We start from the raw sequence: 25,837 nt of genomic DNA on the forward strand, positions 1-25,837 counted from the left end.
GACATGGGTTGACTACCACCTTTCGGTGATGAGCTGTGGACAGGGTCGGGTCAGTCGCCCAGGACTCGTCGCAGGTATGCGTTGCCGAAACGCCGATCCGGATCGAGGCGGTCACGCACTGCGGTGAACTCGCCGAAGCGTGGATACGCTGTCGCCAAATAGTCGGCGTCACGTGTGTGCAGCTTGCCCCAGTGCGGGCGACCGCCGTGCGCGGTGAAGATGCGCTCCGCCGCGGCGAAGTACTCGCGGAAGGGCATGCCCCGGTAGGTGTGGACGGCGATGTATCCGCTCTCACGGCCCGACGCCGTGGAGAGGGTGATGTCATCCGCGGGTGCCGTACGCACTTCCACAGGAAAGCTGATCCGCAGATTTGAACGGTCGACCACGGCCTTCAACTCGCGCAGGGCGTCGATCAGTGCCTCGCGTGGGAGGGCGTACTCCATCTCGATCATCTTCACGCGGCGGGGAGACGTGAAGACCTTGTACGGGATGTTCGTGTAGCTGCGGGCGGAAAGAGCACGGCTCGACACCCTCGCCATGGCCGGGACGGCGGCGGGCACGGCTTGCCCCAGCCAGTTGACTGCCTGGAAAACGCCGTTGGAGAGAAACTCGTCCTCGAACCAGCCTCTGAACCGGCCCATCGGGGCAAGCGGACCTGCGCTGCGGTTGTTGCGCATGGTGTTGCAGTTGTCGGTGTGCGGGAACCAGTAGAACTCGAAGTGCTCGTTGGCCGCGTGGAGTTCGTCGAAAGTCGCGGTGACCCTGTCGAACGTCATCGGTTCGTCGTGCGCGGTGAGAAGGAACAGCGGTTCCACGGCGAGCGTAATGGCACTGACGACCCCGAGCGCGCCCAGCCCGATGCGTGCGGCGGCGAACACGTCCGGGTTCTGCTTCTCGGAGCACGTGAGCAACGAGCCGTCCGCCGTCACCAGTTCAAGGCCGCGGATCTGGGCCGCGATCGAGGCCGAGCTGCGGCCTGTGCCGTGAGTGCCCGTACTGGTCGCGCCGGCGACGGTCTGCTCCATGATGTCGCCCATGTTGGTGAGTGACATGCCTTCCCGGGCCAGGGCGACGTTCAGGTCCCTGAGCCGTGTGCCCGCTTCCACGGTCACGGTTCCGGCCTCCCGGTCGACAGCGCGAACGCCAGTAAGACGGTCAGGCCGTATCAACACGCTCTCGGTCGCGGCAGCGGCGGTGAACGAGTGGCCGCTGCCGACGGGCTTCACCGGCAGGCCGTCCTCGGCCGCCTCACGCACAACGGCGCGGAGCTCATCGACCGAAGCGGGTGCGACCTCCCTCACCGGATGGGCGGTGACGTTCCCGGCCCAGTTCCGCCACACATTCCTGTTCGCGCGGTCCTTGCCCGCGTGCGCGCCGTAGCGGGTCGTTGCCAAGTCCTACTCCCTCCTCGGTGGGCTGGGCGGTGGTGCCCTTCGCGTAGCTAGCGGACGGACCGGACCTGGTAGGTGAGCACCGCTCCGATCGCGGCACCGACACCGACGGTGGCGAACAGGACGGGATAGCCCAGTCCCGAGGTGATGATCACGCTCGCGATCAGCGGGGCCAGCGCCGGCGGGACGAGCGCTCCGATGTTCATGATCCCGAGGTCCTTGGCGCGGCTTTCGGCATCGGGCAGTACCTGGGTGATCAGGGCTTGGTCGACTGCCATATAGGCGCCGAATCCACCGCCCATCAGCGCGGACGCCACGATGTCCATGGACAGGCTGGGAAACGCCGCGAGCAGGAACCCTGCCAGCGCCTGGAGCAGTGCGGCCAGGGCCACGAAGATCCGGCGCCGGCCCAGGCGGTCGGACAGCACGCCCGCTATCGCGGTGGCCACCAGGCCGGCGACGAGGTAGACGACGGTGATCAGCAGCAGGCTGGTCTCGGGGTCGGAGACCTGAAGGCCGTCGATGAGGAAGTACAGCGCGTAGCAGGTGCCCAGCGAGTTGGCGAGGTTGACCAGCAAGCGTGCGCCGAAAGCCCAGGCGAATTCGCGATTCTTCAACGACCGGCCGAGAGACGTGACCATTGTCCGCAGTCCCAGCACGTGTTGTGCTTGGTGTGCCACTTCTCGGTAGAAGAACACGAAGGGCAGGGCACACACGATCAGCAAGACCGCGATGAGCAGATAGGCCCGTGCGGCGGAGAGGCTGAAGGCTGCGACCATCGCGATGCCGACCACGACGCCGAGAGCCTGCGGGCCGTAGATGGCGCTGGAGATGAGGCCACGCTGGCGTTCGGGGACGCGGTCGGCGATCACGGCGGTCAGTCCGGCCGTGGCGGCGCTGAGCCCGAGCATGGTTGCCGACCAGGCGACGGTCACGCCGAGCACGGTGGTCTGCTCGCCGGTGATCACCACTCCCGCGGCGAACACCAGCGCACCACCGCCCAGCCACGCCCGTCGCCGTCCGAAGCGGTTGCGGGAACGGTCGCACAGCGCGCCGCACACCGGAAGGGCGATCAGGACGACCAAGCCGGACGCGGCGTTGACGAGGGCGAAGTCGGTGACCTTGTGCTCGGGGTCGATGAGCTGCAGCTGCTGCGGCAACAACAGTTGCAGGGGAACGAGGTTGGCCATCCAGTAGCCGAACCAGACCAGGCTGAACGCGGCCGTCCAGCGGCGGGAGACCGGCGCAGCGGGACCGTGGGAGGAGATCGCGACGGCGGAAGACGTGAACTCGGTGGACATGTGGCCTCTTCGGGGTGGGTTCGGTCAGAGGAAGGCGTGCCCTTCGCCGCGGTAGGTGGGAACCTGGTCGACGATCTGATGGCCCGACACCAGGTGCAGGACGTTGACGCGTTCGCACAGTTCGCCGGCTTTGGCGTGGCGCAACCACACCTGGTCGCCGAGCCGCATCCCGTGTGCCGCCTGGCCCAGCACCGGCGTCTGGACCTCCCCCGCTCCTTCGAGTCCGGTCAGCCGAAGGCCGCGTGGCCAGGTCGGGGTGGGCATCCGATCAGGGCCGATCGGGCCGGAGGCGACCCAGCCGCCACCGAGCAGAGTGGCGATCTTCGACGTGGGACGCCGCACGACGGGCAGGACGAAGAAGGCTGCCGGGCGGGGCTTGAAGCGGCGGTAGAAGTCGAACAGTCCCGGCCCGTAGAGGCCGGACCCGGCGCCGATCTCGGTGATGACGTGCTCGGCGGCGGTTTGTTCGATGGAGCCGGTGCCGCCGCCGTTGACGAACTCCAGCGGCGTGATGGCCTCGATGGCCGTGATCGCGGCGGCACGACGCTCGGCGAGTTCCCTCGCGGAGAGGCGCTGCATCGCCCGCAGCGCCGCGCGCTTGAGCGGGGAGCCGGGCTGGTTGTCGCCCATGCCGGCGATCTGACCTTCGTAGGACATGAGGCCGACCAACCGGAATCCTGGTCGCTGCGTGATCGTTCGCGCAAGCCTCGCTGCTTGGTGCGGTGTGTGTGTGTCGGGGAGCGGTAGGGACCCAGGTGGATGCGGCCGCCGAGCAGTTCCAGCGACGCGTCGAGGTCGATGCAGACGCGCAGATCGGGTCGGCGCGGTCCCACGGCGTCGTCGACGAAGTCCAGGTGGTCGATCGAGTCGATCATGAGGGTGATGCGGGCTGCGGCGCGTTCGTCCGCCGCGAGCTGACGGAGAGCGTCGCGGTCGGCGGTGGGATAGCCGATGACCACGTCCTCGTGGTCCTGGGCCAGGAACAGGGCTTCGGGCAACGTGAAGGCCAGAATGCCGTGATATCCGGGCCGTCGGGCGGCACGCTGGATGAGGTCGCGGCTGCGTACCGACTTGCTGGCCAGCCTGATGGTGGCGAGCCCGGCCGCCCGGCGCGCCAGGTCGGCGGCGTTGAGGTCGAACGCGTCGAGATCCACCACGGCGAACGGTGGATCCAGGTGCTCGGTGGCGCTGGCGAGCTGTGCCATCCGGACTTCACTCGACCCGGTGGTGATCAGAGATGTCATCGGCGGGGCGCTCATGGACTGATCCTTCGTGGTCATTCGGCACGTCCGGCCATTGTGGACAGTCCGACGCTTCCGTTGCGGATGAGCCTTTCCCGTTGCCGTCTTCCGCGCGCCTCGACGAGCGGCATGAGCCAGCGGATGAGCAGCGGAAGAGTGCCGGCGAGTCGCTGAACACGTCCCGCGAGCACGGGGAAAACCACTTCCACGGGCTTGGTGGCGATCGCGTCGACGACGACCTTGGCCACGGCCTGCGGTGTGGCCGCCTTCTCGGCGAAGGCGATCGCCGACGTCGGGTCGGCCAGTTCCTGGTCCAGCATCTTCGTGCGCGTGGACGGCGGATGGATGATCGTGAAGTCCAGCGGGCCGTGCCGTTCCTCGAGCGCCACCGCGTGGTGGAAAGCCCGGACGGCGTGTTTGGTGCCGCCGTAGGTGGCATATCCGGGCAGCGCCAGGAACGAGCTCATGCTGCAGATCGTGATGATGTGACCGCGGCCGCGCGCCGTCATCCGCGGCAGTGCCGCGCAGACGCCGGTCATGGTGCCGAGCAGGTTGACCTCGACGATGTCGCGGTGCTGCTTCAGGCTGAGATCGCGGGTGTTTCCGGTGTGGATGATCCCGGCGTTGTTGATCAGCACGTCCACCGGCCCGAACCTGGCCTCGGCGGCGTCGAACGCGGCACCCCAGCCGTCCGGGTCACGGATGTCGAGCGGAACGGCCGCCGCCCTGTCACCCAGGCGGCGGGCCGTGGCGTGCACGGCGTCGGCGTCGACGTCGGTGAGCAGCACGCGGTGCCCGCGCACGATCGCGGTTTCCGCGATCGCCGCTCCGATGCCGGTCGCGGCGCCGGTCACGAGCACGACGAGGTCGTTCTCGGGCTTCTTGCTCATGGGCTCAGACCCTCTTCCGGTCGTCGGGCCAGCGGGTTCACAGCGCAAAGACCTCGACTCGGCCCTGCCCCAACTTGGCGGCCTCGACGGGGTCGTCGGTCGGGACGGTGGCCGCGAACAACGTCCTGCCGTTCTCCCCCGCCACCAGACAGCTCAAGGTGTGCTGGCTGGTGACCACGCGGTCGACGACCTGGCCGCCCCGCGCCACCCGGACGCACTCGCCGCGCAACGCGTTCGCCACCCAGATGGTCTCGCCGTCGACGTGCCACGCGAGGCCGTCCGGGGCGATCGGCGAGGAGGAGCGTTTCGCGATGGCCGGGTGGTCGAGCAGCGCCGAGATCCTCCTGGTGATCCGGCCGAGCAGACCGGGGTCGTTGACCAGGCGCCACAGCAGCGGCGAGACCAGCGAGCCCCAGGGACGCCCGACGCCGAGCCTTCCGTCGGACTGCACAGGGAAGTCGGTGATGCGCAGGCCGAGCGTCTCGGCGGCGACCAGAGTCGTGCCGTCCGCGGTCAGCAGGAAGCCGTTGGGGAAGAGCAGCGGTTGCGAGAGCCCGAGCAGCTTCCCGTCCGGGGCGAAACACGCGATCGGTGCCGTGGGAGGGCCGGGCGGCGCGTAGAGCATCGAGTTCGGATGCTCGCGGTCGAACGTGTAGTAGTCGAAGCCGAAGTTCCCCACGTAGGCACGTCCGGCCGAGTCGACCAGCATGTCGTTCACCGGGCCTTCGGCGATGTGCCGCAGGTCCGCGTGCTCGACCAGTTCGCCGTCAGGCTCCCGGCGGTAGACGCAGCCACCGTTCATCGACACGACGAGCAGACGGCCGTCCGGCAGCCAGCCGAGCCCACCGGCGCCGCCGGGCACCTCGATGACCGTCTCCGGCTCTCCTCGCGTGTCCCAGCGGTGCACGGTGCCGTGCGCGAGGTCGGAGAACCACAGTGCCTCCTCGTGCCAGCGCAGGGACTCCGGCACACCGAATCCGGTCAAGACGATCTTCGCCGTCCGCTTCACACCGGCTCCTCCCTGGGTTGACGTGCGACGTTGTCCGTGATCCAAAGTTGGTCACTTGTATTGGACGCTTGACTTGTACGAGCGACCGTCTCATCCTGGGTGGACAGAAGTCAACGCCCGGCAGGAGATTTCGTGACCCAGCCTCGAACCCTCGGCACCGCCTCGGCTGCGGGCATCGCCGTGGACAACCCCGCCACGGGAGAAGTGATCGGCCAGGTCGCCGACAGCACTGCGGAACAGGTCGAGGCGGCGGTCGCGCGGGCCCGGCGAGCGCAGCCGGGCTGGGCACAGCTGACCCCCCGCGACCGCGCGAAGCTGTTCACCCGCGCCCGCCACTGGCTGCTGGACCACTGTCAGGAGGTCGTGGACTCGATCGTGGCGGAGAACGGCAAACCGGCAGAGGACGCGATCGTCGAGGTCGTCTACTGCGTCAGCGCCTTCGCCTACTGGGCCAAGCAGGGACCGCGCCTGCTCGCCACGACGAAGGTGCGGTCGCTGTCCCCGTTCGTCCTGGGCCGCGGCATGTTCACCCGCCGGGTGCCACGCGGGGTCGTCGGCGTCATCGGGCCGTGGAACAACCCGCTGATCAACTCGTTCGGCGACGCCATTCCCGCGCTGGCCGCCGGCAACGCGGTCGTGCTGAAGCCCTCCGAGTACACGCCACTGACTGCGCTCCTCATGGTCAGGATGGTCCGCGAGTGCGGCTGGCCGGAGGACGTCTTCCAGGTCGTCACCGGCGCCGGCACCACCGGCCAGGCCCTGGTGGACACCGCCGACTTCGTCATGTTCACCGGCTCCACGAAGACCGGTCGCGCGGTCGCGGCACGGGCGGGTGAGCGGCTGATCCCGTGCTCACTGGAGCTCGGCGGCAAGGACGCCCTGATCGTCCTGGCGGATGCCGACATCGAACGGGCCGTCAACGTCGCACTGCACGGTGCCCTCGTCAACGGCGGTCAGATGTGCACCTCAGTCGAGCGCGTCTACGTCGAGGAGGCCGTGTACGACGACTTCGTGTCACGGCTCGAGAAGCGGTTCGGCGAACTGACGCAGACGCGACCGGCCGGTCTGGGCAGCACCGACGTGGGCGCCATGACCTTCCCGCCGCAACTGTCCACAGTGGCCGAACACGTCGAGGACGCGACCGACCGCGGCGCCCGGGTTCTGGCCGGAGGAAACCCCGGCCCGTGGCCTGGCCGGTTCTTCGAACCGACGCTGCTGGTCGACGTCGACCACACGATGACGTGCATGCGCGAGGAGACCTTCGGCCCCACGCTGCCCGTGATGAAGGTGGCGGACGCGGCTGAGGCGGTGCGGCTGACCAATGACAGCCAGTACGGCCTGCAGGCCGCCATCGTCAGTTCGAACACCGCGCGGGCGCGCCGGCTCGCCGAACAGCTCGAGGTCGGCTGCGTCACGATCAACGACGTCCAGACCAACTACATGGCGCTGGGCCTGCCCATGGGCGGCTGGAAGGAATCAGGACTCGGCAGCCGGCACGGCGCCGAAGGAATCCTCAAGTACACCAAGCCCCAGGCCATCTTCGTGAACCGGTTCCCGATGCGCCGCGACCTGAACATGCTCCCGTTCGATCCGTCGTCCTACCGCTTCCTCCTGCGTCTGGTGAACGCGTTGTACGGCAAGCGATGGCCCTTCGGAAAGAACTAGGCACCACTCCCCCGCAAGACACACGAGAGGCAGGCGTTCATGCCCGCGACCCCGACCACCGTCCAGCACGACTCGGTCGGCGCGATGCCAGAAGGCGTCGAGCTGCCGCTACCACCGCAGAACCTGAGCATCGACGAAGAACGCCAGATCCGCAAACAGGAACTCGCCGCGGCCTTCCGCCTGTTCGCCCGCTTCGGCTTCTCCGAGGGCGTCGCCGGACACATCACCGCCCGCGACCCCGAGAACCCCTCAGCCTTCTGGGTCAACCCGTTCGGCATGTCCTTCAGCCAGATCCGGGTCTCCGACCTCATCCTCGTCGACCACGACGGCACGTTGCTGGAGGGCAGGCGCCCGGTCAACAACGCCGCCTTCTGCATCCACTCGGAGGTCCACCGCGCCCGTCCCGACGTCGTCGCGGCCGCGCACACCCATTCCCTGCACGGCAAGGCGTTCTCCAGCCTGGGCATTCCCCTGGACCCCATCACCCAGGACGCCTGCGCGTTCTACGAGGACCACGGCCTCTACACCGACTACCGCGGCGTGGTCAACGACACCGAGGAGGGGCGCCGGATCGGCGTCGCGCTCGCCGACGGCAAGGCCGTCGTACTGCGCAACCACGGACTGCTCACCGTCGGAGCCTCCGTAGCCGAGGCCGCCTGGTACTTCATCACCATGGAGCGTTCCTGCCAGGCCCAGCTGCTGGCCATGGCCGCCGGGAAGCCCACGCTCATCGACCCCGACACGGCGCGGATGGTGCGCGACCAGATCTCCGGCCCGCTGGCGGGCTGGTTCCAGTTCCGCCCGCTGTGGGACCAGATCACGCGCCAGGAGCCCGACCTGTTCGACTGATTCAGTCCTTTGTGGATGCCTGTGCGGTGCTGAGGGACACGAGGTGCTCGCCGACGAGAGCGAGCACCTCGCGGCTCTGTTCGCTGTCGTGGTCGGTCAGCCACGTCATCGCGAGCCCGTCCAGCACGGAGTTCAGGTAACGGGCGAGCACCGGAACGGGAACCGTCCACTGTGCACCGGTCTTCTCGGCGGACTCCCTCAGCAGTTCCTCGTGCACCTCGAGGTAGTGCCGGTACTGCTGACGCGCCAGCTTCTCCATCCCCGCCTGCCGCAGGGCGTAGTGGGCGAGCTCGTACCCGACCAGATGCATGCCGGGATCCGACTCCACCCCCTCCCAGTAGGCGCGCAGACTCTCGACGACCATCGAACTCAGGTCGGCCTCGTCGGCGAACGCCCGCCGCGCGGCGGCACCGATGCGGTCGGTGATGCGGGTGATCACCTCGTCCAGCAGATGCTCACGCGAGTCGAAGCAGTAGTGGAAGACCCCCAGCGTCATGCCCGCCTCGCCGACGACCGCACGCGTCGTGGTCTTGACGACCCCGTCACGCATCATCACCCGGATCGCCGCCTCGATCAGCTCTTCTCGCCGATCCTTCAACGTCATGCGAGCCATGTGGCCGCCCCACCTCCCGATCACCCAGCTCCTGGATCACCAAGTTAGCACGGTGTCTTGGACGGTTGACCAGAACCGAGACCCCGGTCGCACATGTGGCGGAAGGCGCGAACAGCCGGATGCAGGCGTGCGGCTCAGCCGAACCAGGAGCCGTGAGCTGATGAACGAGCTGATCGACGATCCACCGCTCCCCCGACCTGTGCGCGTTCCGCTCGGGGTCGGCACCCTGCGATCCCACCGCCCATGCACAGGATTCGAATACCGACCACCATCAACAAGCCGATAGCCGTACGGCGGCCGACCACCCAGGAAACGACCCTGCAACCGCGTCTGAGACCGCATCGCCGCCAGCACCCGCTGCCGTGCCCTCGCCACCTCACGCCGCGCCTGCGCACCCAGCAACACGATCAACGCCTCATGCACAGGACTACCGAGCTCGACCGGACCACCCGCCTCCGGCAGCCACACCGCAACATCGAGCGCATTCAGCTTTGAGACGACCTCACGGAACTGATAACCGTGGAACGCTCGCTCGTACTCGCCCACCAAGGTCGAACACCTGTCCACCACTCGACCTTGTTCACCGGGCGGCCAGCGTGAAGGCGAGCAGCGCGGTCGAGGTGAAGTCGATCGCGACCTCGGCGCTCGCCCACGCGCCGGCGTGGTCCAGGAACCGCGACCCGTTCCCGTCGAACTCGGCGTAGGGGTTGCCGCCGTCCGCCGGGCAGGCGCGCAGCGTGGGGAACGTGTTCAGCTGTTCGAAGTGCTTCGCCGCGTTGGGACCGTTGACCACGGCTCCGACCGGGACCTCACCGGTCAGGTTCGCCACCTGGTGCGAAGCGCAGCGCAACGACGTCGTACCGGCGCCGATGACGAACGAGACACCCCACGGGTTGGCGCCCAGCACCCAGTTGCGTTGCTGGGTAAGGAACTCGTCGTAGGTGGTGTCCCCGGTGAGCTTCTTGTTGTGCAAGGCACTGATCATCAGGCCGAACGTGTGCGGCACGGAATCGAACTCCACATAGGACACTCCGGCCCGGAACAGGTCCCGGTCAGCGATCGCCGCCGCGTCACGCAGCGGCCTGCGGATGTCCTCGATGAGCTGCTGACGTTGCGGACCGTCGACCAACCCGGCCAGGTCGGCGTGGGCCATCGTGCTCACGTCCGAGAGGCCCGCTGAGCCGCGGCTGTCGGACTCCACGTAGCGCGACGCCCACTGCTGCGCCTCGGCGGTCCAGTCCGGTGCACGCGAGTCGCCCAGTGCGCGGGCGGCGAGCGCGAGCTCCGTCGCGCCGAGCTCCAGGTCGTCCAGCCACGAGCTCTCCGGGTAGTACTGCGGCGGGTAGGCCGTGACGAGTGCGCCGGGGCTGTGGTCCGCGCGGTCGTAGATCTCCGACGCGACGCGCAGGTGTTCGAGCGCCCTTGCTCGATCCTGTTGCGCGTTCACCTGTGCGGACAAGGCGAAGGCGGCGGTGACGCGGCCGGCCAGGTTCGGGCTGATCGGTTCGCCCGGTTTGTTTGCAGGGAACACCGGCCGGTGCTTGATGTGGTGGTCGGGCGTGCCGGGCGGCACGTCCAGCTCGTCGTCGGCTTCCGGCAGCCGCCAGACGTCGTGGTCGGTGCGCACGTCGTCGTTGCCGACACCGATGCCGACCTGCGCGTGCAGGACGTCGCCGGTCCACATCTTCGCCAGCCAGTCGACGCCGTGACGCGCTTCCGCGGCCAGTTCCGGGGTGCCGGTCCCGTCGCGTTGCGCCAGCAGGAGCTGGACGGTGGCGTAGGAGGTGGTGTGGGTGAACTTCAGGAAGTCACCGGCGTCGAACCAGCCGCCCTCGACGTCGATCGGCCCGCCCGTGCGGGTCAGCGCCGGGTCGAGCAGCTTGTAGGCCTCCATGTCGATGCGAGGTGGGTCGTAGACCTGGGCGGCCCGGTCGGCGAGGTGAGAGGCTTTCCGCCGCAACAGGCTGCCGTCGACGTTCGCGCCATCACGCTGCGATCGGAAGAACCGCACGTTGGCGGCCGCCAGCCCGCCGAACAGGTCGCGGGCGTCGGCCACGCGGAACTCGGGCGAGGTGCCGGTGACGGTGCCGCTGACCTCGATCCGGTACCGGCCCGGTGCGGTGAGCCCGGACAGGTCCAGCACGCTCACGGCGCGGTACTTGCGGTTCCACGAGCGCATGGCCGCACCGGCCTTGCCGCTCATCGCCGTCCGCCCCGACTCGTCGACCACGCGGAACTGCGCACCGGTGGTGGACCTCTGCGCCATGAGGTAGGCGTGTTTCGTCTCCTCCGCCGCATAGCCGACCTGGTCGACCCGGATCACGACCGATCCGGTGTCGCTGCTCGCCGCGGGTGCGCACGCGCCGACACCGAGAAGTAACACCAACGCGATCTTGGGAAGTCTCATGGCCAGAGGGTGGGGCCTCGGTCATGAGGAAATCATGAGGAAGGCAGCCGGAGCTCGGCCCGCACACCGCCGCGCTCCCCGTCGGCCAGCACTGCCGAGCCGCCGTGCAGCCCAGCTACCCAGCGCACGATCGCGAGCCCGATCCCGTTCCCCGTCCCGGAGCGGGACCGGCCGAGCCCAGGTCCACCGTCCACAACGGACACCACGCCGTCGCGCACCGACACCACGACCTCGCCGCCGCCGTGACGCAGCGCGTTGTCGACGAGGTTACGGACGGCCTGGGCCAGCAGTTCCGGATCACCGTGCACGACAACGGGTTCGGCCATGACCGTGACGCCGCCGGCCTGAAGCTCGTCGACGACCTGCTCCACCAGTTGATCGAGCCGCAACGGGGTGCGCTCGATCTCCTGCGTGCCGCCCCTGACCCGTGCGCGGGTGAGCAGGCCCGTGACGAGATGGCCCAGTCGGTCGACGAGCCGCCGCACCTCGGCCGGGTCGCGGGAGTCCGCCACCAACCGCAGGGTCGCGAGCGGCGTGCGCAGCTCGTGGGCAGCCTCAGCCAGGAACTGCTCCTGTTCCGCGAGGGTGCGCACCGCCGGCCGCATGCTGAGCTTCGACAACAGGTGTCCGGCCGCCGCGGCGACGAGGACCAGCGCCGAGCAGCCGATCCACAGCCACCGCACGAGCACCGCGTGCCCCTCGCCGGGAGGCCCCGCGCTGACGAGCACCACCGCCCCGATCCGGCTCTCGTCCCACACCGGCGCGGCGGCGACCCGGTCGCCAGGACCGCCGGCCAGCACAACGTCCTCAGTGGACACAACTCGGTCCGTCGTCGCCGGGTCCGCCACCGGTTTGCGGCCCCGTTCGTAGCGAACTTCCCAGCCGCGTTCGACGCGCGCCACGACCTGGACACCCGCGGCCTCCCGCGTCAGGTAGTCCTCCTCCAGCGGTTCGAGGTGCAGCGCGCCGTTCTGGAAGTAGACCGCCCTGGACAGCCCGGTCGCCTGCCGGTTGATCTCGGCGTCGGCCGCGTCCTCGCGCGAGCGCTGGTCGATCACCCCGGCCAGGATCGCGAGCACCGCGAGGCAGACCGCGGTGGTGAGCGTGAACAACGCGGTCAGCTGCCAGCGCAACCGCCGCAGCCGCCTCACCCGGCCGGCCCGAGGACGAACCCGACGCCGCGCGCGGTGCCGATCAGCGGTGGTTCGCCGAGCTTGCGGCGCAACTGGGCCACGACCACGTCGACCACGTTGGACATCGGCTCGGCCATCTCGTCCCAGCAGTGCTCGATGAACTCCGACCGCGACACGACGTGCCCGGCCCTGGTCAGCAGCAACTCCAGCACGGCGAACTCCTTGCTGGTCAAGGACAGCAGCACACCGTCGCGGCGCACGCGCCGCCGCGGCAGGTCCATCTCCACCCCGAGCACCCGCAGCACGGTCTCCCGCGGCGGTTCCGCCCGCCGGCACAACGCCCCGACCCGCACCACCAACTCCTCCATCGCGAACGGCTTGCCGAGGTAGTCGTCCGCCCCGTCCGCGAACCCGGCGATCCGCTCCGGCACCGCGTCCAGCGCGGTCAGCACAAGCACCGGCGTCCGCACCTGCCGCGACCGCCACCCGCGCAACAGGCCGAGCCCGTCACCGTCCGGCAGACCCCGGTCCAGCACCACGCAGTCATAGCTGTAGACCGACTGTTTGAGATCCGCCTCCGCCACATCGGTCGCCCAATCCACGGCGAACCCGCCGGCACGCAGCCCGGCGACCACCGCCTGCCCCAGCTCGTGATCGTCCTCGACGAGCAGCACCAGCACGAGCCGCGACAGTACACATCGGAACGGGACCGCGCTGAAGCTCCAAGCCACGACGATGTCGCCTGAGGACGGATTTCGCGCAGACGTGCAGCTTTGCTCCAGCTCAGGTGCTGCACGATCTCGCAACCTAGCTCAAGGCCCACCAACAACGCCGTATACGAGTTGGGTGCCGTGGTACCTCGCGGTCACCCATCTTCGTTCTACTGCGCTGGGCGGCGGCGAACGCGTCTGGGTCGGTGACCGCAGACCTTGCATACCCAGACGCCGCCCTCGGGCGCCGGTGCCGTTACGTCCTGGCAGACGCCGCACCATTCGTAGATTCGACTGCTCATGTTGCCGTGTGGGGTGCCAAAACACGGCCGAACTTGTCTGACCTGCGCTTAATCAAGGCCGCTACGGGTTCGTGCTCATTGATCAGCTGCGCCAGCTCAACGGTGTCGCGGCCGACCCCTTGGAGCCGGGTGAGATAGGCAGCTTTGACGCCCGCAAACGCCGCGGTCCGGTTGTTGTCGCCGTCATCCAGACCGGCCACGACCATCCTCAGCATTTGTAATACGGTCTCAAGAGGATCTTCGTAGACGCTGCCGAGACTCAGGCCGGCACACCGCAACATCGGCCCGATCGACGCCTACCCAACCGACATTCATAATTCGCATCGGAAAACCCGCGTCGACCTGACGCGAGCGGATCAGCTTCCATCAAAAGATTTACGCGAATTACCTGGATTGGCCCTCTAATTTGGCGGCGACTATCCATAGCCGCATGAACACGCGAATGTCGCACACTTGCCACGGGTATGGGCTCATGCCCCCTTCGGACATCGAAGTTGATCAAGCGGGTGAGGACTAAACCATCCCCACCGCTTCTCCGTTCAGGCATCTGCTGCCGAGGACGCGGACGCGCGATTCGAGCACAGGATCTCGTCATCCGGTGTAAAAACAATCAAATGGGCAACGACCGCTTGCAGGATCAATAGTGTGACATGACCCTGATTGCTTTTCCTCAATACGGGTGGCGCGTAAGTCTTTCAAACCAAGTTGGTTCATTTCCTCAACGCGAAAGCCGATGTGTCTAGATCGGCCGCAAAGTCCCCACACGCCGGGCAATCTACCGCTCGTGCCAGGCCGATGCCATACCAACGCAACACGCTCATCTGGTCTACGCCGGTAGCAAGCGGGGCCAACGTCGCGTACTCGGTGTTGGCTTCGCGCCGATTGAGCCACAGATAAAGCGGCGCGACCAGATCCTCGTTGAGGGACGCTAGCGTGCTCGCTGTGTCCCCGAGCACCTCCTGCAATGCCAGCTTCGCGACAAGCAGCGCGACAGGTGCGATATCGGCGGCCAGACCTGGTTCCACCGCCACGATTCGGTCGCTGTATGCGATCGCGCTAGCCACGGTCTCGCTGCTGATCTCCTGGTCCGTCGCCATCATCGGCAATGCACTGACGAAGCATTGATAACACGGACTAAGCCCTGGAACGTACCGTAGTACCTGGCCGCCGTACGCGCGCCGGAACACTCCTGCGTACAGCGCGGGAAGTCCGGCGAGGACGCACAGCCTGTTGACGAGAAGCCGGCTGGCCCGGTTGTCCGTCGCGCACACGACCAGGTCCACGTCGAACGTCTCGATTGCCGCCGCGAGTTCGTCAATCGTGTCGCCGTCGATCTTCAGTGTCATTGCCGCGATCTCCGCAGCCGGGTTGCGATCCAGCACCAGGTCGCGGGCGGCGTTGGTTTTCAGCCTCCCGACGTCGGACAGCCCGCACTCGTGCCGAGAGACGTTCCCGATCTCCAACCGGTCGTGGTCGACGAGCAGGAATCTGCCGACACCACAACGGGCGAGCTCACGCAGGATCACGCTACCGCCGGATCCCAGTCCCAGCACGGCAACCGATCGGTCGCGCAGGACATCGGTCTCAAACACGCCCCGCACACGATCGAAGATGTCAGCTCGCTCGGGCAGCACGGTGAGATCTACGGGATCCGGGGCGTAGCAACGGATTTCCCCATCGACGACCACGCACACCAGACCGTCGCCGGGAACGACGTCCTCGAAGCGGTTCGCATGGACGACCTGCACGTCGTCACCGGGGTCCGCGGTCACCCGCGCGAGGTCGCCCCCGTCCACTACCTCGACCCGTCCGGAACGCATGGTTCCCGCCAGCATCCGCTGCGCGGCGAGGGGCTCGATGACGACGTGGGTGGGAGGATCAGCGGGCATTCAGCACCGCCGAGAAGGAGCGCAGGTCCTCGGGCGTGAACTCGGCCGTGTCGCCGGTGTTCGCTTCGTGGGCGGAGGCGACCTCGAACTTCCCGGTTTTCGGGTTCATCACCAGTTTCTTGCCTGGATTGCCCGTTCCGCTCGACTCACGCGCCAGGTAGTCGCGGATCGCTTTGTGGTCACTGGTACTCATCTACGACTCCTACGTCACATCAGGAAGTTCTCGATGGGCCGACCGTCATCGAGGTGGCACTCGTATGCGGTGATCCACAACATCGCCTTGCGCAGTACCTTGATCACCGAGTAGGCAGCGCTCCAGTCCTCAGGACGCACGATGCACACTTTGACCCAGCCGGCGCGGTCGGTTTCGTATGTGTGCATGGCGTGGCTGGTTCCGTAGGCCTCGATCCGCTTGTCGAACCCCATCAACGGGGTCGGGTACGAGACGTACGTGCTGGGTGCCTCGTCCGGATAGCCGCGCGGAAGGTGGAGCCTGATCTCATACGTGCGATTGGTGTTGCTCTGCCACCATCCCGACACATAGGTGCTTCCGGTGCGGTCGTGGAAGCTAAACCCGGGAAGGTTGGCACGCAACGCATACTCTTCCTGCGCCAGCCTCAGCTGCTGATGTGGTCTCCACACTGTGGTGCTCACCGCCTCCGGCCGAACTCGTCGAGTCGTTGGAACACTTGGGAAACCTGATGCTGTAGCAAGGGCGTCGCACCTTCCTGCAGCGCGTCCGCGGGGCCGGAGGCGCCGGACTGCCGCACCACGTGCCGGACGACCACAGCCGCCTTGCCGTTCCACCCGAGATCGAGCTGGTGCTCCTCGCCCAGGTTCACGGAGAGCAGCGTGAGCCGCAGCGCATCGCCACGTTCGATGGGTTCGAGCTCACAGGTCACCCCACGGGGCGCTCCAGCGAGCGCGGGCTCGACGTGCTCTGTGATGTATCTCTGGAGGTCACCGATCACATAGGAGTCGCCTTCCTGCGGCTTGCGGCTCCTCCCCCAGGAAAAGATCGTCCGTTTCGGCTCACCCGGTGCGTCCTCGTCGTTCCTGGATCCTGTCTCCACCGATCGCGCGAGCCTGTGCTCTGTGCGCTTCTCGCCTGTTCCCTGCGGTGAGTCGAATCGCCCAAAAACCTTCGCACAGGGCTCGATCACCGCCAGCGCGGCGCGCACCGGGCTGATGCCGGGCAGCACGATGAACTCAGTCGGTGCGCGTTTGCCCTGGCTCGCCTCGACATAGACATAGGGTTTGACGGTGACCTGTGCCGGACGGCTACTCGACTCGAAGTAGCACAGCACGTCACAGAAACGGGTGCGTTGGGTCCGGCTGGCGAACCGCATCGTCCGGTGCAGGTCACCGCCGCTGAGCTCGTGCAGCCCGAGCCGGTGGTGAGAGTGCCAGAGCCCGACGGCCTGGACCCCGAACGTTTCGATCAGCGCCTTCTCCATCGCCTGGTGCGCGGCGACATCCTGCTCGAACTGCGTCGCCCTGCGGATCGCGCCTGGACCAGGCCCGGTCGCCAGCAGAATCGTCGGATTGCCGCCGTCCGTCCACAGCCCGAAGAGGCTGCCCCCGGTCTCGATATCGGTGTGCGCTCCGGTCTCGTTGGCCACGCAGGCCAGCTCGGACTCATATATCCGCACAAAGGACTTGTTCACTGAAGTGCCTCCACGATGTCGGCCAGACCGCATTCGGAGGACCAGTCGGTCGCGTCGATGTGCACATCGGTGTCGCCAGACCGGATCACCGTCGGCGGCAGCACCGGATATGACGAGTCGATGACGAAGATGATGTCCTGGTCCCCTCGCACGTGCAGCCCGATATTGCCTTCCCCCAGCTTCTCCGCGGTGACCTCGTAACCGAGGCCGGCCAGCTGGCGTGCCTCCCGCTCGACACGCTCGAACTGCTCGTCGGCCGGTTCGTGCTCCGCGGGCGGCAGGTGAGCGCCGATCATCTGACCCGCGCTGGTGCGGGCCAGCAGGTCCGGCTTGACGGCGGCGGACATGTCCCAATACGTGTCGAGGACTGCCAAAACGAACCAGCTGACCGTCGCCGCCACCACCTCGACCGGTTCCCGGTCGTTCACGGCAGCGAGGTTGATCAGGTGCCAGCTCGGTAGATCCGTGTCCCGGCGTGCGAAGCCCGACCCCTTGCCGTACTTGGCAATCATGAACGGAAAACCGGACTCGCCGCCGGTCGTGCCGAAGATCGAGGACAGGTAGGCGTGTGCAGTCAACGATCTGTCGCTCTGTTCGAAGTAGATGATGACCACAGGCCTGCGCTCGAACTCGGACCTGGCAACGAGCCGCGCGCCGACCTCGCCGTCGATGAACCGTTGGACTCCACCGTCACGGGCGAATACGCCGGACGGCATCGTGGCGTACCTGGCGAAGCCTTCGACGCCGTGGAGGAGCTCGCTGATCAGCTCGACCAGACCTGGCATCGGATGGGGCGGCGGCGACACGATAATCGTGGGCAGTCCCGACTGAGGTAGCAAGCTCCGGAGCCTGCCGGGCACGCCGAGCGGGTACCCGGCCGCCACCTGGCTCTCCAGTTCGGCCTCGTGCAACCGGATCGCAGCCTGAACGCGGCGTTCCTCGGTAATCTCGTTCAGGTGCGCCCGCACATGTTCGACCCGGATCGCGTTACGTGTCTCGACCCAGGACGTGACGAGGTTGGGCACGGCCCCGAGGAGCCCGCCAAGAAACGGGGTCAGCAACTCCAGCACAAACGAAGCATCGAAAGCTACAGATCAACTGTTAACGCGCAAACGGGTGATGGGTCAAATTCCACTTAGTGCGGAATCCACTGCGACAGGTGCAGAAGGGCAAGCTGTCCCTGCGGGTTCATCGCCATTAGTTCGTTCCCTAGCAGGCACCTCGCCTGTGTGAGGCGGGCCAGCCCTCGAGACACCCGCATGCCTTGGTACAGATTCCCCAGACAGCACGCCCTTGGACGCTGCCCAAGAGGCCTGCCCGCACGACCGCTCGTGACATGCCTCATGTCCGAACCGACCTGATGAGTCTACTCAGGGCCAGAAAGGATTACGTGAGTGAATAGTGTGCGACTTCGTCCTCGGACACGGAGAAGTGGCAGATTTGCCACGATTGCGTGGCAGGTGCTCAAGTACGCTTGAGCACCTGTTTTGCGTTTCCACGCCACAGGCAGGTGGCGTCCGATGACCGTTTCCTACATCCGCCCGATCGTCCCGGACACCGCCCCAGGAAAAGCGGCGGATTCCTCCGTCCGTGCGACTGGTCAGCCTCTCCGCTTATTACCGCCCCACATCGCGACCGCCCCGGCAGACGAACGTCCTGTACCGGATGGCCGCCATCGACCACCGCGGCCGCGTCGCAGACTGCCACGTCACAGCCGCGCTGGACTGGAACGCGGGCACCCGACTGAACATCCGCGAACACCGCGGCCTGCTGGTCGTGACTGCTGATCCGCACGGCCTCTTCAAGCTCACCAAAGAGGGCTATCTCCGTCTCCCCGCTGACGCCCGCCGGGTAGTAGGCGTCAGTTCCGGAGATCGGGTCTTGCTCACAGCTCACGTCACCCGCCAGTCGGTGACGGTGTTCCCACCAGTCGCCCTGGACGAGTTGTTACTCCCCGTTATGCCAGGTGGTGAGGACGCGTGACCGGCGCACCGAACCAGGCTGACTGGATGCCGCGCGTCTGGTTCTCGACCGGATGGGCGTGACCGCCGAGGATCTGCTCAACGCGATAAGGCCGCCGGCACCCACGCTCGCCGAGTACATCCCGTGGACGTGGAACGTGCACCGCAGGTCGCGGCCGGAAACCAGCCCTTGCAGTTCCTGCGCCGCTTTGACCCGCTGATCCATCTCCTCGTCCGGCACGTTCGGGGCGGCGGAGATCGCCGCACGCATGTAGTCCACCGACTGCAAGAACACCGGAAGGGCGTGAGGGTGCCACATCGTTAGGGTCTTCGCCGCCGCAACGTTCTTCACGAGCGTGCGAAGCCGCGCAGGCACACGCGAGCCGTGCTGCTGCCACCAACCTCTCACTTGCGTCTCGGGCAGGAGATTCAGCAGGTGATCGCGCTCCTGAGCGGGCGTGCGGCATACGCCTAGCAGGAGCGCGAGCTCTGTTTCGGTGCATCCGATCTTGCCGTTCACGAAGTCCGACAGCTTCCCCTCCTGCCAGCCAACGAGTTCAGCAACCCTCTGAGCGGTCATTCCGGAAGCGCTGATCGCCGCCCGCACGACTTCGCCGAACTCGCGACCGCGAGCCGTGGAGAATCTCTGCGGCATGGTGAATTCCTTGCTGTAGCTGGGATTTGTTGTGCCAGGCACAACCCAGCCAACTGCGCCAGCGCAGCTCAGACCAGCTCATCAATCACGCGGCGACCCAGCATGAATCCCGCAACTACCGTAGCTCACCTGCGGAAATATCCCGGATTTGCAGGCATAGCCCGATCCGGTGATCGCGCCGCACAGGTTCACATCAGAGTTTCCGCGTGGGCGGTGAGCGCCGTGGCGAGGTCTGGGTGATCACCCATGTCGATCCGGCGGAAGAGCCTGGAGGTGACGTACAGCTGGGCAAGCCGGCCGGACTCGGACTCCAGCACGTCACCGAAGACAGAACGGACCCGGTCGACCATCTCGGGCACGAGAAGGCTGTAGCAAAGCAAAGTCGCGGCATCCGTGCCCGCAGGACCACGCCCCCACCACTCCCAGTCCAGCAGCCCGAAATCGGGCTTCATGAGATTGGCCCAATGTAGGTCGCCGTGCACGGTTTCCCACTGGGAGACAACATGGTCAGCGGAGTCATCGAACCGCTGCCGTATTCGGCTGCTCACCAATTGCTCGTCAGCGTTCACGCGATCCGTCGGCGTCGAGGCGACGACATCGATCGTGCGACGAAGTTCTGCCCACCAGGCATCGGGCAGGTCGATCGGCTCGCGGAGCGCGTCGGTGCGGGAACACAGCGAGCCTGGCAGCAAGGTCAGCACCTCGGCACGCTGGTGCCGGCTCTCCTCCCACTCGTAGACCTCCAACACGCGTGGCTTTGCCAGGCCGGTGAACACGTTCGCGTCGAGGTTCCCGGTCCAGAAGTCGCCGCCAATCCACTGCTTGTTCTCCGAGACGACCCGCAACCAGAACTGCTCTCCGCTGCGACCGGCGAGCGCGCCGATCGAGCGGCCCATCCAGCCCAGCCGAGGCTCCCCGACGAGCTCAAGCCCGAAGTGCGACGCGGCTCGCTGAAGGTTCTCGCGCATCCACTCACGGAACTGCGCGTCGGCGTCGCTGAGGTTCCCGGGCACCGCTACTCCTCGGTGACGTGACGTAGGTAGGCCTCGGGCGTCGCCATGTACCTGCGCCAGTGGTCGACCAGCGCCAGGTCCTCCCACTTCGACCGATGGAAGCCGTGCTCCCCCACTTCGATGATGTCGGCGTCCGGTGTGGACGCCAGGATCGGCGAATGAGTCGCGCAGATGATCTGCGCACCAGACTTGCCGAGCTCGTACATCAGATGCATCAAACGAAGGCAGGACTGGAACGACAGCGCCGCCTCAGGCTCGTCCATGAGGTAGAAGCCGGGCTCGCGGAACATCGCGGCTAACACGGTGAGGAAACCCTCTCCGTGGCTCATCTCGCTCGTATCCTCGTCCCAATACCCGCGCATCCCACTGACCGCGTTCATGAAGCCGAACGCCGTCTCCGCACGCAGGAAGTAGCCCTTGCGCTTCGTCCGCGGCCCGATCCGATGCCGGGCGCCGGCCGCAGTGGTCTCGAACAGGACCATCTCGCCGAGCACGGACTTCGGTCTGTCGTTGACGTACTTCCGCCCAGCCCGCCCACCCTGCGCATCCAGCCCCCACGCCTCAGCGAATGCCTCGACCAGGGTCGACTTCCCAGAGCCGTTCTCGCCGACGAGGAAGGTCACCGGCCGCTCGAATGTCATCCCTTCGTCCGCCATCTGGGCAACGCACGGCACGTCGAGCGGCCATGTCCGCCGTGAGCCACGAGGAAGCAGCTCTTCAGGGATGTACGCACGGCGGGCGAGCATGAGCGGAAGTTCCTTCGGTCAGTGGTAATCCGGAGCGCAGGCCCCCGTAGGCGTGCAGTTGCCGGCCGGTCGACACGCCGGGCTGCAGCTCGGCCCGCACTGCGGATCACACATCTTGGGCACGCACGGATTCAGAGATCGCTGAGCGAACTCCGTCGCGAGCATTGATGCAGTCTCCGTCATCCTCGGTCCCGTCAGGATGTCGACGAGTGACTCCTCCCGCACGTTGCCCACCGGCAACCACCGGGAGAACACGCACGGCCACACCGACCCGTCCGGTGCGATCGCGACCCTACCGTCACCGCACTGACCGCACAGTTCACCCAGGCCAGGACCCCTGTCCCGCACACCGCGGCCGATCTGTCGCAGACGATCGATCCGAACTTCACCGCCGACCCCGACAGCTCGCAGCTGAGCCACCGCCTCCTCCACACGCTGCCCTTCATCGACCTCGATCACGCCGACCCGCACCGGGATCGAGCGCCGGACGGCCTCGACGATGTTCGACTTCGTGCGCTCGTAGCTACCCCGGCCGCGCGTGACCCGCTCATGCTGCTCGGCGTCATCGGAGTAATAGCTCGTGGCGAGCTGAACACCGGACCGCGAGAAGACCTGCCACAACGCCGGGGCGACGTGCACCAGATTCGTGAACACCTCCACCACCAGTCCTCGATCGAGGGCATGGTGGATGAGCGCCGGCAACGAGCGGTGCAGCGTCGGCTCGCCTCCGATGAACTGCACCATCCGTGTTCCGAGGTCAGCGAGCTGGCCAATCGACTTACGCCAGTCCTCCGCAGTCATCACGCCATGCGAGCCTGCCGGGCCAGAGTCGGCGTAGCACTGAACACATTGCAGCTGACATTTCCCCGTCACTTCAAGCCATGCGAACGTCACCCGCGCTTGCAGGTCGAGTTGAGCCCCCACGCGTTTCCCCTCGTTTCTCACGCTCCGCCGTACTACCTCCGTAGTTCTTGGAGGCCCTCCAAGCCAGAGGAGCGGAAGGGATTCGCCTGATCGACCGAGCTGGGCCCAACCGGCAGTTCACGGACCAGACGCACGGCGGCGAGCCGCCCGCGCGGCGAGAGCCGGAATCGCGGCGATCTTCGCCGGATCCAGCTCCGACCACAGGATCCCCGCCGGTCGTCGAGGCGGTCCGCACTCAATGGCCTGAGTCGGAGTGACGATCACGTCCACGGAGAAGTCGTGGCTGGTCTCCGGAAGATCACCATCAACGACCTGAAGGTCGTGGACTGTCGTGACGATCGTCGTCGCTTCGCTGATCAGCCCCGCCTCCTGCAGCAATGCCACCTCGATGTCCGCGTACCCGCGCCCTTGCCCAGCCGGACACCTCGACGGTTCACCGCCACCGTTCCGCACAAGAGCAGGCCGATCTTGGGCATCAGGTCCGTATCCACGGTCCTCGCGAACAACGCCGCCTTCTTCGGCACCGCCGCTTCCTCCGGCGAAACAGGAAGCTTCGCCGGGTCGAGTTCGTAGAACGGCTTCGCGGCCGCGCCCCGTGGAACCGCCACGTAAAGCAGCTTGCCCTGCTGAAGAGCCAGCACCCTGACCGGAGCCTGCGGCTTGTCAGGTACGGTCTTCACCACGCGCGCCTGTCTCCAGGCTGGAAGCTCTGCAAGCCGCCGGGCAGCCAGCTCGGCGCCCTCGAAGTTCGGGATCGAGCCGTGCACGTCCGGTTGAGCGGTGCGGTGCTCGGTGAGCAGGCCCCAGACGCGGCGGCGAACCTCGTTCTTCGCGCGGCGGGAGGCTACGACTTCGGCAACTGGACTTCGCGTCCCGCGGCACTGGACGACGTCGTGAACACGATCAACCGGAGTGGCCAGGCCGACCCGAACCCACCCCGCCCGATCCGGTTGGGACCCCTTCTTCGCCGGTGTCCTGCGCGTGCCGGCGCGAGCGTTCACCCGGAGAAGTCAACGGGTGTGCAGTTGACGCAAACCGTTGATGATCAGCTCCAGCCCGAAGGCGAACTCGTCCTCCAGCGGCACCGGCAACGAGTCCGCGACCGCAAGGGTGGCCGGATACTCCGTGGACGACAGATTGTGGAAGTATTCCGACACCTGCTTCTGCTCGGCCCCGTTCCCCGATCCGGCGAGCTGGATGGCGAAGCCTAGGACGTAGCGCGCGAGCGTCGCGTACGCGCGCGCCGCGAGACCAGGAGACAGCCCGCCGTCGAGCAGGACGGCCAGGCAGCGTTCCCGCAGCATCATCGCGTTGGGCCCGATCGGCGTCTGCTCGATCAGCAGAGGTGCGACTTTGCGGTGTTTGCCCAGTGCGTCGAACATCGCCTGGGCGACGGTCTGGCAGGCCTGGTCCCAGCTCATCTCCGCGAGTGCCGCGGAATCCAGCTCGACCTCGCCGAAAACTCGATCGACCACATGACCGATCAGCACGGCCCGGTTGGTGAAGTGGCGGTACAGCGTGGCCGTGCCGGACTCGAGCCGCTGCGCGAGGGTCCGCATGGACAGGGCCTCGGCGCCGTCCTCATCGACGAGCTGCAACGCCGCTGCGAGGATCCTGTCGAGCGGAACGGCAGGACGGCCAGGTGAGCGCCGAGCGGGCACAGCGCCCTCAGCGGCAGGCAGAGAAGAACTGGTCACACCCATCAGTATCGCCTCCGGTTGACAGCCCCCACAATAACGGCAACACTGTAGCCATTATGCAGAGCAACCGGAACCCCGCCTCCGCCACCCAGGTCGTCTCGGTGGACGGCCTGCGCGTTCACTACAAACGCACAGGTCAGGGACCAACGGTGGTGCTGCTCCACGGCAGCGGGTCGTCACTGGAGGGCTTCGAGCAGGTGGCGGCGTCGTTGTCGTCGTCCTACGACGTGATCCGCCCGGACCTGCCAGGCTTCGGACGGACCGGGCCGCGTCCGGACCGCGACTACCGCGTCCGGACGTACGCGACGACGATCGCCCGCTTCATGACCGCGTTGCAGGTGCCGCACTTCGCGGTGGCCGGCAACTCGCTGGGCGGCAACATCGCGTGGAACCTGGCGTTGGACGTGCCCGAGCGGGTCGACGGCTTGGTGCTCGTCAACGCCACCGGCTATCCGGAGAAGTCGCTGCCCGCCGGGTTGCGGCTGGCGCGCAACCCGTTGCTGCGCCCCGTGTTGCGGCGGTGGCTGCCGCGCAGCGCGACCGAACGCGGGCTGCGGGAAGCAGTCGGCCCGAAGTCCGCGATCGTGGACGACGCCATGGTGGATCGGGTGCACGCGTTGACGAGCCGCCCTGGGAACCGGTCGGCGTTCGTCGACTTCGCCAACACCGACCAGCCGGACCGCAGCGGCGAGATCATGCGGATCACCGTCCCGACGCTGGTGCTGCGCAGCGCCGAGGTCGGCGGGCAGCACTTCGCTCGCGACATCCCGGGCGCTCAGGAGCGCGTGCACCCCGATGGCGGCCATCTGCTGCCGGAGGAGTACCCGCACTGGGTGGCCGCGGCGATCGCCGAGTTCCTGTCCAGCAAGGAGGAGCGGCGATGAGGTACTTCGTCGCGTCCGATGAGGACCATCGGCTCGACGAGGCGACGCGGCGCACGCTGCGCGGCAGTTACGTCGAGCTGTCCGACGGTGTGACGCACTACGAGCTGACCGGTCCCGACGACGGCGCGCTCGTCGTGCTGGTCGGCGGCATTACGATCCCGCTGTTCTACTGGGACAGGACCGCCGAGCAGTTGCACGCCCGAGGACTGCGCACCCTGGCCTACAGTGCCTACGGCCGCGGCGGTTCCGACCGGGTGCGGGGCACCTATGACGAGGCGTTGTTCGTCCGGCAGCTGGCCGAACTGACTGCCGCGCTGAACCTCACTCCCCCGTGGCACGTCGTCGGCACCTCCATGGGTGCTCTCGTCGCGATGGCCTACACGAACCGGTATCCGGAAGCCGTGGCCACGCTCACCGTCGTCGGACCGGCCGGGCTGGGCCAACGTCCCCTGCCGCAACGGTTGCTGCGCAACGACTTCGTGAGCGGGTTCATCGCCAGGCGCTTCGGCCGCAGGCTGCTGGAGGGACACCTCGGGCACAACGTCCGCGACCCAGCCCTCTCCGCCGAACTGGTCGCGATGGTGCGTGACACCTACCGGTGCGAAGGTTCGCTCTACTCGTTCTTCCAGACCCTGCAGGACTTCCCGCTGTACGAGCGGCAGGAGCTCTTCTCCAGGACGGGCGAGCTGGACATCCCGGTTCTGCTGGTGTGGGGCGACGACGACCAGGTCACCCCGATCACCCATCTCGACACCGTCACCAGGCTGCTGCGGCCACGACAGACCCACGTCATCACCCAATGCGGCCACATGGCCCCCTTCGAACGGCCTCACGACGTCAGCGATCTGCTCGCCTCGTTCGCCGTTCCCCACCCAGATCGGCTCTGA

Annotated in this window: 24 protein-coding genes and 2 pseudogenes; 5 read left to right on the plus strand and 21 right to left on the minus strand. The window is 67.0% G+C overall.

From position 1 onward, the window contains the following. Nucleotides 1-50 precede the first annotated feature (50 nt). From JOD27_RS36940 to JOD27_RS36960, 5 genes and pseudogenes are all read right to left on the minus strand, one after another. Nucleotides 51-1,394: a D-arabinono-1,4-lactone oxidase gene (locus JOD27_RS36940; RefSeq protein ID WP_239570699.1), complete on the minus strand. Its 1,344-nt coding sequence runs from the start codon at nucleotides 1,392-1,394 to the stop codon at nucleotides 51-53. A gap of 47 nt (nucleotides 1,395-1,441) precedes the next feature. After that, nucleotides 1,442-2,692 carry an MFS transporter gene (locus tag JOD27_RS36945; RefSeq protein WP_204766999.1) on the minus strand — a complete coding sequence of 417 codons (1,251 nt, stop codon included), beginning with the start codon at nucleotides 2,690-2,692 and terminating at the stop codon, nucleotides 1,442-1,444. 24 nt (nucleotides 2,693-2,716) lie between these two features. After that, nucleotides 2,717-3,897: pseudogene (locus tag JOD27_RS36950) on the minus strand (amino acid deaminase/aldolase). Nucleotides 3,898-3,968: 71 nt separating this feature from the next. Continuing rightward, the gene (locus JOD27_RS36955; RefSeq protein WP_204767000.1) at nucleotides 3,969-4,823 is read right to left on the minus strand and encodes an SDR family NAD(P)-dependent oxidoreductase; all 855 of its coding nucleotides are present in this window, start codon (nucleotides 4,821-4,823) and stop codon (nucleotides 3,969-3,971) included. Nucleotides 4,824-4,860: 37 nt separating this feature from the next. Continuing rightward, on the minus strand, nucleotides 4,861-5,832 hold the full coding sequence (locus JOD27_RS36960; RefSeq protein WP_204767001.1) for an SMP-30/gluconolactonase/LRE family protein: 972 nt from the start codon (nucleotides 5,830-5,832) through the stop codon (nucleotides 4,861-4,863). Between the two features lie 132 nt (nucleotides 5,833-5,964). On the opposite strand from JOD27_RS36960, the gene JOD27_RS36965 reads away from it, so the two are divergent. Then, nucleotides 5,965-7,497, plus strand: a complete 1,533-nt coding sequence (locus JOD27_RS36965; protein ID WP_204767002.1) for a succinic semialdehyde dehydrogenase — start codon at nucleotides 5,965-5,967, stop codon at nucleotides 7,495-7,497. A 39-nt stretch (nucleotides 7,498-7,536) separates the two neighbouring features. Then, nucleotides 7,537-8,346, plus strand: coding sequence for a class II aldolase/adducin family protein (locus JOD27_RS36970; protein ID WP_239570701.1), 810 nt, complete (start codon nucleotides 7,537-7,539; stop codon nucleotides 8,344-8,346). A 1-nt stretch (nucleotide 8,347) separates the two neighbouring features. On the opposite strand, the gene JOD27_RS36975 is transcribed toward JOD27_RS36970, so the two are convergent. The 10 genes from JOD27_RS36975 to JOD27_RS37020 form a co-directional block, all read right to left on the minus strand. Further along, nucleotides 8,348-8,959, minus strand: coding sequence for a TetR/AcrR family transcriptional regulator (locus JOD27_RS36975; protein ID WP_239570704.1), 612 nt, complete (start codon nucleotides 8,957-8,959; stop codon nucleotides 8,348-8,350). 580 nt (nucleotides 8,960-9,539) lie between these two features. Next, nucleotides 9,540-11,366 (minus strand): glycoside hydrolase family 9 protein, encoded by a 1,827-nt coding sequence (locus JOD27_RS36980; RefSeq protein WP_204767003.1) that lies wholly within the window; start codon nucleotides 11,364-11,366, stop codon nucleotides 9,540-9,542. Nucleotides 11,367-11,398: 32 nt separating this feature from the next. Continuing rightward, on the minus strand, nucleotides 11,399-12,517 hold the full coding sequence (locus tag JOD27_RS36985) for a sensor histidine kinase (RefSeq protein ID WP_204767004.1): 1,119 nt from the start codon (nucleotides 12,515-12,517) through the stop codon (nucleotides 11,399-11,401). Beyond that, nucleotides 12,514-13,179: a response regulator transcription factor gene (locus JOD27_RS36990; RefSeq protein ID WP_204767005.1), complete on the minus strand. Its 666-nt coding sequence runs from the start codon at nucleotides 13,177-13,179 to the stop codon at nucleotides 12,514-12,516. The genes JOD27_RS36985 and JOD27_RS36990 overlap by 4 nt, the downstream gene beginning before the upstream one ends. A gap of 328 nt (nucleotides 13,180-13,507) precedes the next feature. Then, complete coding sequence (locus tag JOD27_RS36995; RefSeq protein ID WP_204767006.1) at nucleotides 13,508-13,726, minus strand: hypothetical protein; 219 nt, start codon at nucleotides 13,724-13,726, stop codon at nucleotides 13,508-13,510. 495 nt (nucleotides 13,727-14,221) lie between these two features. After that, nucleotides 14,222-15,400 (minus strand): ThiF family adenylyltransferase, encoded by a 1,179-nt coding sequence (locus JOD27_RS37000; protein WP_204767007.1) that lies wholly within the window; start codon nucleotides 15,398-15,400, stop codon nucleotides 14,222-14,224. Then, entirely contained in the window at nucleotides 15,390-15,593 is a 204-nt protein-coding gene (locus JOD27_RS37005; RefSeq protein ID WP_204767008.1) for a hypothetical protein, read from the minus strand. The genes JOD27_RS37000 and JOD27_RS37005 overlap by 11 nt, the downstream gene beginning before the upstream one ends. Before the next feature lie 14 nt (nucleotides 15,594-15,607). Beyond that, nucleotides 15,608-16,054 carry a type II CBASS E2 protein gene (locus JOD27_RS37010; protein ID WP_204767009.1) on the minus strand — a complete coding sequence of 149 codons (447 nt, stop codon included), beginning with the start codon at nucleotides 16,052-16,054 and terminating at the stop codon, nucleotides 15,608-15,610. Then, on the minus strand, nucleotides 16,051-17,022 hold the full coding sequence (locus tag JOD27_RS37015; RefSeq protein ID WP_204767010.1) for a hypothetical protein: 972 nt from the start codon (nucleotides 17,020-17,022) through the stop codon (nucleotides 16,051-16,053). Before JOD27_RS37015 ends, JOD27_RS37010 begins: the two co-directional genes overlap by 4 nt. A 41-nt stretch (nucleotides 17,023-17,063) precedes the next feature. Next, nucleotides 17,064-18,137: a hypothetical protein gene (locus JOD27_RS37020; RefSeq protein ID WP_204767011.1), complete on the minus strand. Its 1,074-nt coding sequence runs from the start codon at nucleotides 18,135-18,137 to the stop codon at nucleotides 17,064-17,066. A gap of 595 nt (nucleotides 18,138-18,732) precedes the next feature. Between JOD27_RS37020 and JOD27_RS37025 the strand changes: the two genes are divergently transcribed. Then, nucleotides 18,733-19,050, plus strand: a complete 318-nt coding sequence (locus tag JOD27_RS37025; RefSeq protein ID WP_204767012.1) for an AbrB/MazE/SpoVT family DNA-binding domain-containing protein — start codon at nucleotides 18,733-18,735, stop codon at nucleotides 19,048-19,050. Here the strand turns inward: JOD27_RS37025 and JOD27_RS37030 are convergent. The 6 genes and pseudogenes from JOD27_RS37030 to JOD27_RS37055 all read right to left on the minus strand — a co-directional run bounded on the left by JOD27_RS37030 (nucleotide 19,015) and on the right by JOD27_RS37055 (nucleotide 24,063). Next, nucleotides 19,015-19,683 carry a Scr1 family TA system antitoxin-like transcriptional regulator gene (locus tag JOD27_RS37030; protein ID WP_204767013.1) on the minus strand — a complete coding sequence of 223 codons (669 nt, stop codon included), beginning with the start codon at nucleotides 19,681-19,683 and terminating at the stop codon, nucleotides 19,015-19,017. The genes JOD27_RS37025 and JOD27_RS37030 overlap by 36 nt on opposite strands. Nucleotides 19,684-19,871: 188 nt before the next feature. Further along, nucleotides 19,872-20,579 carry a phosphotransferase family protein gene (locus JOD27_RS37035; protein ID WP_239570706.1) on the minus strand — a complete coding sequence of 236 codons (708 nt, stop codon included), beginning with the start codon at nucleotides 20,577-20,579 and terminating at the stop codon, nucleotides 19,872-19,874. Between the two features lie 119 nt (nucleotides 20,580-20,698). Beyond that, nucleotides 20,699-21,337: an AAA family ATPase gene (locus JOD27_RS37040; protein WP_239570708.1), complete on the minus strand. Its 639-nt coding sequence runs from the start codon at nucleotides 21,335-21,337 to the stop codon at nucleotides 20,699-20,701. A gap of 123 nt (nucleotides 21,338-21,460) precedes the next feature. After that, entirely contained in the window at nucleotides 21,461-22,366 is a 906-nt protein-coding gene (locus JOD27_RS37045; protein WP_307830553.1) for a radical SAM/SPASM domain-containing protein, read from the minus strand. Between the two features lie 117 nt (nucleotides 22,367-22,483). Continuing rightward, nucleotides 22,484-23,367 (minus strand): annotated as a pseudogene (locus JOD27_RS46970) (5-formyltetrahydrofolate cyclo-ligase). A 9-nt stretch (nucleotides 23,368-23,376) separates the two neighbouring features. Then, a complete protein-coding gene (locus tag JOD27_RS37055; protein WP_204767016.1) occupies nucleotides 23,377-24,063 on the minus strand; it encodes a TetR/AcrR family transcriptional regulator in 687 nt (228 codons plus the stop codon). 59 nt (nucleotides 24,064-24,122) lie between these two features. On the opposite strand from JOD27_RS37055, the gene JOD27_RS37060 reads away from it, so the two are divergent. Then, nucleotides 24,123-24,950, plus strand: a complete 828-nt coding sequence (locus JOD27_RS37060; protein WP_204767017.1) for an alpha/beta fold hydrolase — start codon at nucleotides 24,123-24,125, stop codon at nucleotides 24,948-24,950. Then, nucleotides 24,947-25,837: an alpha/beta fold hydrolase gene (locus JOD27_RS37065; protein WP_204767018.1), complete on the plus strand. Its 891-nt coding sequence runs from the start codon at nucleotides 24,947-24,949 to the stop codon at nucleotides 25,835-25,837. Before JOD27_RS37060 ends, JOD27_RS37065 begins: the two co-directional genes overlap by 4 nt.

This window comes from Lentzea nigeriaca (genome assembly GCF_016907955.1).
GTDB lineage: Bacteria > Actinomycetota > Actinomycetes > Mycobacteriales > Pseudonocardiaceae > Lentzea > Lentzea nigeriaca.